Origin of the sequence: Rhodococcus sp. T2V, assembly GCF_029269925.1 — a bacterium.
Classification (GTDB): Bacteria; Actinomycetota; Actinomycetes; order Mycobacteriales; family Mycobacteriaceae; genus Rhodococcus_F; species Rhodococcus_F koreensis.
Map to the genome: position 1 here is coordinate 16521 of NZ_JARJBD010000112.1, position 13096 is coordinate 29616.

Consider the following 13096-nt stretch of genomic DNA (forward strand, 5'->3'; position numbering starts at 1 on the left):
CTGTGAGTACTTGTTAACCGCCGGCGGTTAACAAGTACTCACAGGCGCGAAGCGCATCAGGGCACGCTGCGCGACGCCGGTGTACTCCGACAGTGGGCGGATCAGCGCGTTCGAGTGGCCCTGCTCGATGATGTGGGCGGTCCAGCCGGTGATGCGGCTCATCACGAAGATGGGAGTGAACACCTCGATGTCGAAGCCCATCAGGTAGTAGGCGGGACCGGTGGGGAAGTCGAGGTTCGGTTTGATGCCGGTGGCCTCGTTCATGGTCGTCTCGAGGATCTCGTACATCTGCACCCACCTGTCGCCGTCGGTGTGGGCGGCGACGTCGAGGAAGGCCTGCTTCATGGTGGGGACGCGGGAGTCGCCGTTCTTGTAGACGCGGTGCCCGAAGCCCATCACCTTGGCCTTGGCGGCGAGCTTGCCGAGCAGCCACTGCTCGGCAAGGGCGGGGTCGCCGATCTCGAGCATGTGATGCATGACGGCCTCGTTGGCGCCGCCGTGCAGTGGCCCCTTCAGCGCCCCGATCGCGGCGGTGACGGCGCTGTAGATGTCGGAGAGCGTCGAGGTCACCACTCGGGCGGCGAACGTGGACGCGTTGAAGGAGTGCTCGGCGTAGAGGATCAGCGACACCTCGAACGCCTTCACCAACTCCGGGGCGGGCACCTCCCCGAAGCACATGTGCAGGAAGTTCTCCGCGAACCCCAGATGGCTGTGCGGGGCGATCGGGTCGAGGCCGCGGCGGCGACGGTGATCGGCGGCCACGATGGTCGGCAGCACCGCCATCATCCGCAACGCCTTCGCCCGGTTGGCGACCGGGGTGTTGTCGTCCTCGTCCGGGTCCTCGGCGCCGAGATAGCTGATCGCGGTGCGCACCACATCCATCGGGTGGCAGTTCTCCGGCAGCTTCGTCACCAGCGACAGCAGCGACCGGTCGGCCCGGCGAGCGGCGCGCTCACGCTGGGTGAACAGGGCCAGCTGCGCGTCGGTGGGCAACTCCCCGTTCCACAGCAGATACGCGACCTGCTCGAAGCTGCAGTGCGCCGCCAGATCCTGCACGGCGTAGCCGCGGTAGGTCAGCGAATTGGTCTCCGGCACCACCTTGGAGATGGCGGTGGTGTCGACGACGACACCGGCAAGCCCCTTGTAGATGGTGGGTATCGCGGTTTCGGTCATCACTGGCTCCCCGTGAGTGTGAAGTTGAAGACCCCGGAATCGAACTCGTTGTAGCGCTCGTAGTCGAGCAGCTCGTACAGGCGCGAGCGGGTCTGCATCCGGCCGAGCAGCCCTTCCTGCGTGCCCGTGTCGTGGATTTCGCGGAGCCCGGCCTCGATGGCACCCATCGCCAGGCGCAACGTGGTGACCGGGTAGATCACCGCGTTGTAGCCGATGTCCTCGAGGGTCTGCGCCGGGATCAGCTGCGACTTACCGAATTCGGTCATGTTCGCCAGCAACGGAATATCGACCGCCGCCCGGAATTTCGCGAAGTCTTCCTCGGTGTGCAGGGCCTCGGTGAAAATCAGGTCGGCACCGGCGTCGGCGTACGCCTTGGCCCGCTCGATCGCCGCGTCGATGCCGTCGATCCCGGCGGCGTCGGTGCGGGCGCAGATTACGAAGTCCGGGTCCCGCCGTGCCGACACCGCGGCCCGCAGCCGGCGGACCATCTCCTCGGTCGGCACCACGGCCTTGCCGTCGAGGTGCCCGCACCGCTTCGGGTTGACCTGATCCTCGAGGTGGCAGCCGGCGATCCCGGCGTCCTCGAGGACGGTGATCGTGCGAGCGGCGGACATCGGTTCCCCGAACCCGGTGTCGGCGTCGATGAGCACCGGCAGGTCGGTGACGCGGGCGATCTGCCGGCCCCGGCCCGACACTTCGGTCAGGGTGGTCAGCCCGATGTCGGGCAGGGCCAGGTCTGCGGACACCACGGCACCGGAGACGTAGACGCCCTCGAAGCCGATCTCCTGGATCAATTTCGCGGTCAGCGGGTTGATCGCACCGGGCAGGCGTTGGATCGTGCCCGACGTCAGACCGGCCCGGAACGCCGTCCGTTTGTCGGTGGCGGTGGTGGCCGCGGCGATGAGGCCGGTCATCAGAACAACCCCTTCGGCGACTTCGGGGCCCGGGCGAGGACATCGTCGGACACGGCGAACGTGAGCTGGCCCAGCTCACCGGCCTGCAGTTCGGGGGTGCGGGCGGCGGCGGCGAGGAACCGGTCCTGCTCGTCCGGCGCGATCACGCCTTCGGCGAGGGTGCGGAACTTCGCGACGTACTGCTCGCGGGCGAACGGCCGGGCACCGAGCGGGTGCGCGTCGGCGATCGCGAGTTCGTCGACGATCACCTCACCGCTCTTCAGGGTGATCTCGGCGCGGGCGCCGAACGCCTTCTCGTCCGGGTCGGTCGAGTGGTAACGGCGCGTCCACTCCGGGTCCTCGGCGGTGGAAATCTTCTGCCACAGTTCGATGGTGTCGGGGCGCTGCGCGCGTTCGGGGGCGTAGGACCGTTCGTGGTGCCAGATGCCGTCCTGCAGCGCGACGGCGAAGATGTACATCACCGAGTGGTCGAGGGTTTCGCGGGAGGCGGTGGGGTCGAACTTCTGCGGGTCGTTCGAGCCGGTGCCGATCACGACGTGGGTGTGGTGGCTGGTGTGCAGCACGATGGACGCGATCTGGTCGAGGCCGCCGATGCGGCCACGCATCCGGCGGGCGAGGTCGATCAGGGCCTGGCTCTGGTACTCGGCGGAGTGTTCCTTGGTGTAGGTATCGAGGATGGCCCGCTTGGCCTCGCCGGGGCCGGGCAGCGGCACCTGGTATTCGGCGTTCGGGCCGCCGAGCAGCCAGGCGATGACGCCGTCCTCGCCCTCCCAGATCGGCGACGGTGCGCCCTCGCCGCGCAGTGCCCGGTCGACGGCCTCGACGGCCATCTTGCCGGCGAAGGCGGGGGCGTACGCCTTCCAACTGGAGATCTCCCCCTTGCGGGACTGGCGGGTGGCGGTGGTGGTGTGCAGGGCCTGCCCGATCGCCTGGTAGACGGTGTCGGTGCCGAGGCCCAGCAGGGTGCCGATCCCGGCGGCCGCGGACGGGCCGAGGTGCGCGACGTGGTCGATCTTGTGCTCGTGCAGGCAGATCGCGCGGACCAGGTCGACCTGGATCTCGTAGCCGGTGGCCAGACCGCGGATCAGGTCGGCGCCGGACAGGCCGGTGTGCTGGGCGACCGCGAGGATCGGCGGAATGTTGTCACCGGGGTGTGAGTACTCGGCGGCGAGGAACGTGTCGTGGAAGTCCAACTCCCGCACAGCGACCCCGTTCGCCCACGCCGCCCACTCGGGCGAGAACGTTCCGTCGATGCCGAATACAGTCGCCCCGGGGCTGTAGGGATGCGACCGCGCCTGCGCCCGGGCGTTGGACACCGGGCGGCGGGTCAGGGAGGCCGCGGCGACGGCGGCGTTGTCGATGATCCGGTTGACGATCATCTCGGCGGTCTCGGCGGGCACCGGGGCGGGGTCGGTGGCGACCTCGGCGATCTTCCACGCCAGGTGCTCCTCGCGCGGGAAGTCCTCGGCGGAGCGGTGTGTGCGTACGAGATGGGTCTTCACAGGTGTGCCTCCGGGCATCGTTGAGCTGTCTCGATTTCGCACGCTACACAGACGCCTCTACCTGCGAAATACGCCGCAAAGGAGTATTTTTGCGGATCGAATTCTGCAAACTTGCGAACTTTGTGTAAACGGTGGGTGTTACCTTTTCGGGTATGCAGAAGATGTATGCCGGTGGCCGGCTTCGGCGGCTGCGGGAGGAGCGCGGGCTGACCCAGTCGGCGCTCGCGAAGACCCTCGGGTTGTCCACCAGCTATGTCAATCAGCTCGAGAACGACCAGCGCCCGCTGACGGTGCAGGTGCTGCTGAGGCTGAACTCCGAACTCGATCTGGACATGTCGTTCTTCGCCGCCGACACCGACGCCCGGCTGCTGGCCGACCTACAGGAGGTGTTCGGGGAGAACCCCGAGGCCGCCGACCTGTCCACCACCGACATCGACGAACTCATCTCCCGGGTTCCCGCCGCGGCCCGGGTGCTGGTCGGGTTGCACCGGCGACTGCGCGGCGCCACCGCGCAACTCGAGCAGTTCTCCTCCGGCGTCGACGGCACACTGGCGGACCCGTCGACGGCGATGCCCTACGAGGATGTCCGCGACTTCTTCTACGACCACCGCAACCACATCCCCGAACTCGACACTGCTGCCGAAAAACTGTTTACCTCAAGGGGTTTGACTCTCGGCGGGATGGATCTGCAACTGAGCCGGCTGTTGCACGACGAGCACGACATCACCGTGACCATCCGCACCGACGACCCCGACCGGCCCGGCCCGAAACGCACCTTCGACCCTGATGCCCGGATCCTCACGCTGGCACGCAGACTCAGCCCCGGTCAGCGCGCCTTCCAACTCGCCACGCAGCTGGCGTTCCTCACCCAGGCCGAGACGATCGACGTGATCATCGGAAAGGCGGACTCACTTCCCACCCAGTCTCGGGATCTGGCCCGGATCGGGCTCGCGAACTACTTCGCCGGCGCCCTGATCCTGCCCTACACCGCGTTCCTCGCCGCCGCGGAGGCGCTGCGCTACGACATCGACCTGTTGTCGATGAAGTTCGAGGTCGGTTTCGAAACCATCTGCCACCGCCTGTCCACGCTGCAGCGCCGCGGCCGGCGCGGGGTGCCGTTCTTCTTCGTCCGCACCGACCGTGCCGGAAACATCTCCAAACGCCAGTCCGCCACCGCTTTCCACTTCTCGAGGGTCGGCGGCAGCTGCCCACTGTGGGTGGTGCACGACGCCTTCGCCACCCCGGGGCGGATCCGCACCCAGATCGCCCAGATGCCCGACGGGCGCTCCTACCTGTGGCTGGCCCGCACCACCGACGAGTCCGCCCCCGGCTACCTGTCCCAGAAGCGGGACTTCGCGATCGGCCTGGGCTGCGACCTCACGTACGCGAGCAAACTCGTCTACTCCCACGGCCTGCAGATCGACGACCCGTCCACCGCCGTCCCCATCGGACCCGGCTGCAAGGTGTGCGAGCGCCCCGACTGCGCCCAGCGCGCCTTCCCGCAACTCGGGCGCAGCATCAACGTCGACGAGAACAGCGCCGCCACCATCCCATACTCCCCCGTGAGTACTTGTTAACCGCCGGCGGTTAACAAGTACTCACGGGCGCGAAGCGCACTACCTTCCCCGGGTTCAGGATTCCGTGCGGATCGAGGGCGTTCTTCACCGATCGGTGCATGTCCAGCACGACCGGATCGAGTTCCTGGGCAAGACCTTCCATCTTCAGCAGACCGACACCGTGTTCGCCGGTGACGGTGCCGCCGAGTTCGAGTGCGGCGTCGATGATCTCCGCGAAGGCGGCCTGCGCGCGGGCGCGGGCGGGCTCGTCGTCGCGGGGTGTGATGAGCAGCGGGTGCAGGTTTCCGTCGCCGGCGTGTGCGATGTTGGCGATCGTGGTGTCGTGGGCGATGCCGATCTGTTCGATGCGTGCAAGCATCTCGGGGACAGCCCGTTTCGGCACGCACACATCTTCGGTGAGGACCGGCCCGAGCCGCTCCATCGCCGGGTAGGCCAGGCGGCGCGCAGCGAACAACGCATCCGCCTCCTCCTGGTCGGTGGACACGGCAGACCACGTGGCTCCGGCTTCGTCGAAGCACGACAGCATCTTCTCCGCCTCCTCGTCGCCGATGGCGCCGGCGGTGTCGATGCGGCCGAGGAGGACGACGTTCGCCTCCACCGACAGTCCCATCTTCTTCCACGCGTCGACCGCGATGAGGCACTGCTTGTCCACCAACTCGAGCGCCGACGGGGTGAGTCCCGCCGCGGCCACCGCGCTGACGGCCCGGCCCGCATCGACGATGGAGTCGAAGTAGCCGGCCACCGTGCGCTGCGGGTCCTGCAGCGGGCGCAACCTGACCGTGATTTCGGTGATGACGCCGAGCGTTCCTTCGGACCCGACCATCAGACCCGCCAGGTCGTAGCCGGCCACCCCCTTGGCGGTCTTGCGTCCGAGACGCACGAGTTCACCGGTGCCGGTGACGATCTGCATGCCGAGCACGTAGTCACGGGTGACGCCGTACTTGACGCAGCACAGTCCGCCCGCGTTGGTGGCGACGTTCCCTCCGATCGTCGACCACGGCGCGCTGGCCGGGTCCGGCGGATACCAGAGTCCGTGTTCGGCGCAGGCGGCACGGAGATGATCGTTCACCACACCGGGTTCGACGACGGCGTACCGCTCGAGGGGATCGATCTCCTTGATCGCGTTCATGCCCTCGAGCGCGAGGACGACGCAGCCGTCGGTCGCGTTCGCCCCGCCGGACAGGCCGGTGCCTGCGCCCCGCGTGACGACGGCGGTGTCATGCTCGAGGCACGCGCGCACGACGGCCTGGACTTCGAGCGCCGTTCGGGGCCGGACGACAGCGAGCGGGACCGCATACGGCGCCCATTCCGCCTCGTCGTGCTGGTACCGGGCGGCGACGTCGGGGTCGCGCACGACACGATCCGCCGGAAGGGCTGCAAACAGTGCATCGATCAACATGACGAGAACCAGTCCTTTGCGGGCGAGAAGGCGATGGTTCAAACGTAGCTGTGATCTGGATCTCGGCCAATGTAGATTCCATCTATCGAATCCAGGAATCCATGGATGGAGACACCAGTGAGCACTGCCGATCGCGGCTGGATGGAACTGCTGCTCGACGATGCACCCCTCAACGAACTCGAGACCCTCCGGCGCACGCTGATCGACGACTCCGACCCGTCCGACCGGGCGACTGTCGAACGGGAGGCCAACGCCGCGCTACGGCTGCGCGCCCAGCTCGACCAGCGCCGGCAACGCAGCAGGGAACTGGCGGCGCTCAACGACATCGCGGTCCGGCTGACGACGGTCCGCGACGACCGGGCTCTGCTGCAGGAGGTGGTCGACCAGGCGCGGCAACTGCTCGGGGTGGATCTCGCCTACATGGGGTCGGTCTACGACGAGGAATTCGTCATCGAGGTCACCAGCGGGGCACTGACCCCGAACCTCGTCGGCATCCGGCTGTCACTGGACGAGGGACTCGTGGGCCTGATCGTCCGCCGGTCGGCGCCGGAGTGGACCCCCGACTACCAGAGCGAACCGGCCTTCCGGCACATCACTGGAGCCGACAGCGCGGCGCGGTCGGAGAACATGCGCGGCCTGCTCGGGGTTCCTCTCCGTGTCGCCGACCGTGTCATCGGTGCGTTGTTCGCGTGCAAGCGTCAGGAGCGGGCGTTCACCGAATCCGAGATCGCGCTGTTGTCGGCGCTGGCGGCGCATGCGGCGATCGCTATCGAGAACGTGCGCTCGCTGGAACGCGACCGCGACACCGTCGCGCGGCTCGAAGCGGTGAACGCCGAATTGTCGCAGCGCACGAACGAACTCGAACAGATTCTGCAATGGGACCGGACGCTGACCCAGGTGGTGCTGCTCGGCGCGGGAGTGCAGCGCCTGGTGCAGGAGGTCGCGCAACTCTCCCGGCAACCGGCATATTTCGTGCTGGACGAGTCTGCGTTACCGGCGGAACTCATGCCGCACGCGGACGATGTGGCGGCGGCGGTCCGCGAGTTGCGCGCAGGCGGGAGAGACCACATCGCACGACGCGGGGTGCTGGCGCAACGCGTCGCGGCGGCCGGGGAGATGCTCGGCGCGCTGCTGTCCCTGGGCGCGGAGCAGCCGACCACGCGTCTGCTGCTCGAACGGGCCGCACCGGCGATCGCACCTGTCGCTCGCCGAGGAACGCGCGGCCGGTGAGGCGACGCGTCGCGCGCGGGACGCGTTTCTCGTCGATCTGCTGACGCATCCGGCCGCCACCGAGCAGGACGAGCGCAGGCAACTGCGGTTGGCCGGTCTGAATCCCGACACGACGTACTGCATCGCGGTGGCGACCGCCGCGGGGCCGGACACGTCCATCCGCACCGCCCTCGAAAATTTGCCGCTCCCACCGGGAACCGTTGCGGCGGAACACGGCTCCCGCGCACTGGCCGTCGTCCCCGCCAAGGACTCCACGTCCGTCCAGGCGGTGTTCACCTCCGGGCACGCGACGATCGGTATCGCGGAACCCGCGCGCGGGGCGAAGGCGCTCGCGCACGCCTACGTCGAGGCGCAGCAGACCGTCGACGTGCTCGACACCCTCGGACGCTCGGGGGAGGTCTCCTCCGCGCGCGGTCTGGGTATCTACCGGATCCTGCTGAGCCACCTGGCGCGTGAGCACCTCGACGAACTGACCGAGGCTCAGCTGGGGCCGTTGATGGCGGAGCAGTCCACACGCGGGGTGCCGCTGCTCGAAACGCTGTCGGAGTATCTGGCACACGGCCGTCACCACGCGGCGACCGCGTCGAGCCTCGGCGTCCACGTCAACACCCTGTACCAGCGTCTCGACGCGATCGATCGCCTCCTCGGAACGGACTGGCGCGACCCCGACAAGGCACTCGATCTACAGGTGCTGATGCGGTTGCGGAGAACGGCGGACCTACTCGGCGCGCGTACTCGGTGACGCGGCTCAGGCGCTGATGCCGCCCGTGAGGATGGCGGCGAGTTCGGCGTAGGCGTGCGCGTCGTCGAGGCCGGTGCTGTCGCGGACCCCGCGTTGCTGGATGCGGACCATCATGGTGGCGGCGAGGTCGGCGGCGAACGCGGCGTGCACGTCGCGGAAGTCGCCGGCGGCGACACCCTCGGTGATCAACTCCTGGACCCGACCGGCCGCGAACTGCGTGTTCCGTTCGTAGACCTCCCGTGCCGGGGGGAAGGCGTCGAGGTCGGTCATGAACTGGTCGGACGCGGCCGCGAGCGCGTTGCCGACGGCCGACAGGTACGCGGTGATCCGCTCGCGGGCCCCGCCGATCGGCTCGATGCGCGACTCGACGTCCTCGGTCGCGCGGCGGAAGAAGTGCACCGTGGCGGCCCGGACCAGCTGTTCCTTGCTGCCGGCGAGGGTGTACAGCGTCGACTTCGAACAGCGCAGCCGGTTCGCGATCTCGTCGAGCGTCAGGTGTGCGAACCCCTCGACCAGAAAGAGGTCGACGAGGGCGTCGAAGAGCTGGGTACGCCGTCGGGTGGCGAAACCGGGTCGGGTGGGCTGCTCCATGACAGAAATAGTACTGGGAGGTGCCTTGCAGTACTATTTTGCAATCAGTACTCTGGGCCGTAATCCAGTACTGCTTTCCGTAGCCTTCTCGAGGAGACACCGTGGCCGTCGATCGTTTGCTGCCTACTGACGAAGCCCGTGACCTGATCCAGCTCACGCGCGACGTCGCCGACAAGGTCCTGACGCCGATCGTCGACGAGCACGAGAAGTCGGAGACCTACCCCGAAGGCGTGTTCGCCACCCTCGGCGAGGCCGGACTGCTGAGCCTGCCGTACCCCGAGGAGTGGGGCGGCGGCGCGCAGCCCTACGAGGTGTACCTGCAGGTGCTCGAGGAGATCGCCGCCCGCTGGGCCGCCGTCGCGGTGGCGGTCAGCGTCCACAGCCTCGCCTGCCACCCGCTGATGGCATTCGGCACCGACGAGCAGAAGCAGCAGTGGCTCCCGGACATGCTCGGCGGCAACACCATCGGCGCCTACAGCCTGTCCGAGCCGCAGGCCGGATCCGACGCCGCCGCCCTGGCCTGCAAGGCCGCCGCGACCGACGGCGGGTACGTCGTCAACGGCGCGAAGGCCTGGATCACGCACGGCGGCATCGCCGATTTCTACAACCTCTTCGCCCGCACCGGTGAGGGCTCGAAGGGGATCTCCTGCTTCCTGGTCCCGAAGGACACCGAGGGACTCACGTTCGGCAAGCCCGAGGAGAAGATGGGCCTGCACGCCGTGCCGACGACGTCCGCGCACTACGACGACGCCTTCGTACCCGTGGAGCGGCGCATCGGCACGGAGGGGCAGGGACTGCAGATCGCGTTCAGCGCACTGGATTCCGGCCGGCTGGGCATCGCCGCCGTCGCCGTCGGCCTCGCGCAGGCGGCTCTCGACGAGGCCGTGGCCTACGCCCAGGAACGGACCGCGTTCGGCAAGAAGATCATCGACCACCAGGGCCTCGGGTTCCTGCTCGCCGACATGGCCGCCGCCGTCGACTCGGCGCGCGCCACGTACATCGACGCCGCCCGCCGCCGCGACGCCGGCCTCCCCTACTCCCGCAACGCGTCCGTCGCCAAGCTCGTCGCCACCGACGCCGCCATGAAGGTCACCACCGACGCCGTGCAGGTCCTCGGCGGTTACGGCTACACCCGCGACTTCCGCGTCGAGCGGTACATGCGCGAAGCGAAGATCACCCAGATCTTCGAGGGCACCAACCAGATTCAGCGACTGGTCATCAGCCGCACCCTCGCCGCGAACTGACGAACCCACCCCCGAAAGGCCTTTCCGCACATGACCACCTCCGTGATCGTCGCCGGCGCCCGCACCCCGATCGGCCGGCTGCAGGGCTCACTCGCCGGATTCTCCGGTGCCGACCTCGGCGCCATCGCCATCGAGGGGGCGCTCGGCAAGGCCGGTGTCGCCCCGGACCGGGTGCAGTACGTCATCATGGGACAGGTCCTCACCGCCGGCGCCGGGCAGATGCCCGCCCGCCAGGCGGCCGCGAAGGCCGGCATCCCGATGAGCACGCCGTCGCTCAACATCAACAAGGTCTGCCTGTCCGGGGTCGAATCGATCATCCTCGCGGACCAGTTCATCCGGTCCGGCGCGTTCGACGTGATCGTCGCCGGCGGGATGGAGTCGATGAGCCAGGCCCCGCACCTGCTGCCCGGGTCCCGGGGCGGGTTCAAGTACGGCGACGTCACCCTGGTCGACCACATGGCCCTCGACGGATTGCACGACGCATTCACCGACCAGCCGATGGGGCTGCTCACCGAGGCCGGCAACGACAGGGACGTCATCGCCCGCGAAGACCAGGACGCGTTCGCCGCCCGCTCGCACCAGCTCGCCGCGAAGGCGTGGGACAGCGGGGTCTTCGACGACGAGGTCGTCCCCGTCGAGATCCCCGCCCGCAAGGGGGAGAGCACCTGGCTGCGCCGCGACGAAGGCATCCGGCCGGACACGACCCCCGAGACGCTGGCGCGGCTGCGGGGCGCATTCCGGGCCGGCGGCACGGTGACCGCGGGCAACGCGTCGACCATCAACGACGGCGCCTGCGCCGTGGTGGTGATGAGCAAGGAGCGCGCCGAGGCGGAAGGCCTGACGTGGCTGGCCGAGATCGGCGAGCACGGGATGGTCGCCGGGCCGGATTCGGGACTGCAGTTCCAGCCGTCCGGAGCGATCGCGAAAGCCTGTGAGGCAGCCGGTATCTCACCGACCACGTTGGATCTGATCGAGATCAACGAGGCGTTCGCCGCGGTCGGGATCGCCTCCACCCGCGAACTCGGCGTCGACCCCGAAGCAGTCAACGTCAACGGCGGCGCCATCGCCCTCGGGCACCCCATCGGAATGTCCGGCGCCCGGATCACCCTGCACCTCGCGCTCGAGTTGCAGCGCCGCGGCGGCGGCACCGGCGCCGTCGCCCTGTGTGGCGGAGGCGGGCAGGGCGACGCCCTGATCCTGCGCGTCCCCTGACCTCGCATCGCGGCCGCACGACTCAGCGCGGCTCCGTCGACGCGATCCGCACCGCGAGAAGGAGATTGACGACGTCCTCGACCCGCCGCAGGTCCTTGCCGGTGCGCTCGGCGATCCGACCCAGCCGGTAGTACATCGTGTTCACGTGAATCTGTAGCGCGGAGGCGGCCTCCTTCGCGTTCATGTCGTGGGCGACGTACGCCGTCAGGGTCTCGATGTAGATCGCGCCCGCCGACAGGTCTTCGGCGATGAACGCACGCAGCTGGGGCTCGACGAGTCGGCGCGCGGTCGGGTCCGCGCGCCGCACCAGGTAGTCCAGCGGCGAGAGATCGTCGAAGATCTGGACCTCGGGCCGGCCTCCCAGGTGGTCGCACGCGACCTGAGCCTCCAGCAACGCTTCGGGCGTCTGGTCGAACCCGCGGTGTGTCGAGCTGATACCGATCGACGCCGTCGTCCGGGTCGTCCCCAGCTCGGTGGCTGCGCGAGCGACCCTCTGCGACAGGGCGCCGGGGCTGAGTCGTTCGAGCGGGACGAGTCCGACGAGTTCCTGCCGCCACGGCACCAACATCCCCGACAGGTGCCGGGAGAGCACCCTGCGCGCGTCGAGGATCGGATCCGCGCCGTTCGCCTCCGAACCCGCCCGGCAGACGAGGACGACGAACCCGGCGCCGTCCTCCAGACCGGCCCGGCGCATCGCCTCCACCCGGACCGGCACGGCGGGTACGGTCCCCGCGAGCAGATCCTCGAGACAGTCGAGTGCGATGCGCTCCTGGTCGGCCACCAGATATTGCTGCGCCTGCAGGTAGGTGGTCGCGGCGGCGGAGCAGCCCGCCTCGATCGTGCGCATGAGGTGCTCGACGAGACTCAGTGCCGTTTCCTGCTGGCCCTCCGTCGATCGGACGAATTCGAGAACATACGACCAGAGGACGATCTGCCCGATGCGGAACGCGTGAAGGAAGTCGATCAGGGAGATGCCGTGCGCGACGCGCTCCGAGGCATGCCCGGAGGTGAACGCGAAATCGTCGAGGCGCGGATTCCGTTGTTCGATGACGCTGGTGGTGAACACCCCGAAGACGGCGGTGACGTGGGCGACCACATCGTCGTACAGTCCGGTGGCGCGGTAGGACGGCAGTTCCGCCCAGATCGCGTCGGTGGCGGCTCGCGCGATCTCCGGATGGCGGTCGTGCACCCACTTCGCGAGATCGATCGCCGCGTCGTCGAACGGCTGCGTCGCGCCGTGTGCTGTGGTCATCCCCACGACCTCCGATCCCGTCCACCCGCTGTGGCCAGGCTACAGCCCGAATTCGGACCTTCGACGCATTCCCACCAGGGGACTGTGGGCCGACCACAAACATCTTCGGTGTCGCACCACGATGAAGTGACGGCTGTCACGGCCTATGGTTGCCCGGACGACCCACGAGGCTCGCCGCCGTTCGCGCGTGGGAGCCCGCCGCAATCTTCGAGGGAGTGACCCACGTGAGCTTCAAGAGCCCGTTTCCGGACGTCGAGATC

At 68.5% G+C, this 13096-nt stretch carries 9 protein-coding genes and 1 pseudogene; 4 read left to right on the plus strand and 6 right to left on the minus strand.

Going from position 1 to position 13096, the window contains the following annotated elements; all coding sequences use genetic code 11:
- Nucleotides 1-27: 27 nt before the first annotated feature.
- From P3H15_RS46510 to prpD, 3 genes are read right to left on the minus strand one after another with little or no spacing between them, the layout of a single operon-like run.
- A complete protein-coding gene (locus P3H15_RS46510) occupies nucleotides 28-1173 on the minus strand; it encodes a bifunctional 2-methylcitrate synthase/citrate synthase (RefSeq protein WP_276143511.1) in 1146 nt (381 codons plus the stop codon).
- Nucleotides 1173-2087 (minus strand): methylisocitrate lyase, encoded by a 915-nt coding sequence (gene prpB / locus P3H15_RS46515; protein WP_276143512.1) that lies wholly within the window; start codon nucleotides 2085-2087, stop codon nucleotides 1173-1175. The genes P3H15_RS46510 and prpB overlap by 1 nt, the downstream gene beginning before the upstream one ends.
- Complete coding sequence (gene prpD, locus P3H15_RS46520) at nucleotides 2087-3589, minus strand: 2-methylcitrate dehydratase PrpD (RefSeq protein ID WP_276143513.1); 1503 nt, start codon at nucleotides 3587-3589, stop codon at nucleotides 2087-2089. The genes prpB and prpD overlap by 1 nt, the downstream gene beginning before the upstream one ends.
- A gap of 152 nt (nucleotides 3590-3741) precedes the next feature.
- Between prpD and P3H15_RS46525 the strand changes: the two genes are divergently transcribed.
- Nucleotides 3742-5166, plus strand: coding sequence for a short-chain fatty acyl-CoA regulator family protein (locus P3H15_RS46525; RefSeq protein WP_276143514.1), 1425 nt, complete (start codon nucleotides 3742-3744; stop codon nucleotides 5164-5166).
- A 10-nt stretch (nucleotides 5167-5176) separates the two neighbouring features.
- Here P3H15_RS46525 and P3H15_RS46530 read toward each other — a convergent pair whose 3' ends face one another.
- The gene (locus P3H15_RS46530; protein ID WP_276143515.1) at nucleotides 5177-6565 is read right to left on the minus strand and encodes an FAD-binding oxidoreductase; all 1389 of its coding nucleotides are present in this window, start codon (nucleotides 6563-6565) and stop codon (nucleotides 5177-5179) included.
- A 105-nt stretch (nucleotides 6566-6670) separates the two neighbouring features.
- Here P3H15_RS46530 and P3H15_RS46535 point away from each other — a divergent pair.
- Nucleotides 6671-8537: pseudogene (locus tag P3H15_RS46535) on the plus strand (helix-turn-helix domain-containing protein).
- A 6-nt stretch (nucleotides 8538-8543) separates the two neighbouring features.
- Here P3H15_RS46535 and P3H15_RS46540 read toward each other — a convergent pair.
- Complete coding sequence (locus P3H15_RS46540) at nucleotides 8544-9128, minus strand: TetR/AcrR family transcriptional regulator (RefSeq protein ID WP_276143516.1); 585 nt, start codon at nucleotides 9126-9128, stop codon at nucleotides 8544-8546.
- Between the two features lie 101 nt (nucleotides 9129-9229).
- Between P3H15_RS46540 and P3H15_RS46545 the strand changes: the two genes are divergently transcribed.
- A complete protein-coding gene (locus P3H15_RS46545) occupies nucleotides 9230-10372 on the plus strand; it encodes an acyl-CoA dehydrogenase family protein (protein WP_276143517.1) in 1143 nt (380 codons plus the stop codon).
- A 30-nt stretch (nucleotides 10373-10402) separates the two neighbouring features.
- Nucleotides 10403-11584: an acetyl-CoA C-acetyltransferase gene (locus P3H15_RS46550; RefSeq protein WP_276143518.1), complete on the plus strand. Its 1182-nt coding sequence runs from the start codon at nucleotides 10403-10405 to the stop codon at nucleotides 11582-11584.
- A gap of 22 nt (nucleotides 11585-11606) precedes the next feature.
- On the opposite strand, the gene P3H15_RS46555 is transcribed toward P3H15_RS46550, so the two are convergent.
- A complete protein-coding gene (locus P3H15_RS46555) occupies nucleotides 11607-12836 on the minus strand; it encodes a CdaR family transcriptional regulator (protein ID WP_276143519.1) in 1230 nt (409 codons plus the stop codon).
- Nucleotides 12837-13096 lie beyond the last annotated feature (260 nt).

Excerpts from the sequence above, each read along its gene's own strand:
- P3H15_RS46510 (WP_276143511.1), bottom strand. The coding sequence starts at position 1,173 with ATGACCGAAACCGCGATACCCACCATCTACAAGGGGCTTGCCGGTGTC.
- prpB (WP_276143512.1), bottom strand. The coding sequence starts at position 2,087 with ATGACCGGCCTCATCGCCGCGGCCACCACCGCCACCGACAAACGGACG.
- P3H15_RS46525 (WP_276143514.1), top strand. The coding sequence starts at position 3,742 with ATGCAGAAGATGTATGCCGGTGGCCGGCTTCGGCGGCTGCGGGAGGAG.
- P3H15_RS46530 (WP_276143515.1), bottom strand. The coding sequence starts at position 6,565 with ATGTTGATCGATGCACTGTTTGCAGCCCTTCCGGCGGATCGTGTCGTG.
- P3H15_RS46540 (WP_276143516.1), bottom strand. The coding sequence starts at position 9,128 with ATGGAGCAGCCCACCCGACCCGGTTTCGCCACCCGACGGCGTACCCAG.
- P3H15_RS46550 (WP_276143518.1), top strand. The coding sequence starts at position 10,403 with ATGACCACCTCCGTGATCGTCGCCGGCGCCCGCACCCCGATCGGCCGG.
- P3H15_RS46555 (WP_276143519.1), bottom strand. The coding sequence starts at position 12,836 with ATGACCACAGCACACGGCGCGACGCAGCCGTTCGACGACGCGGCGATC.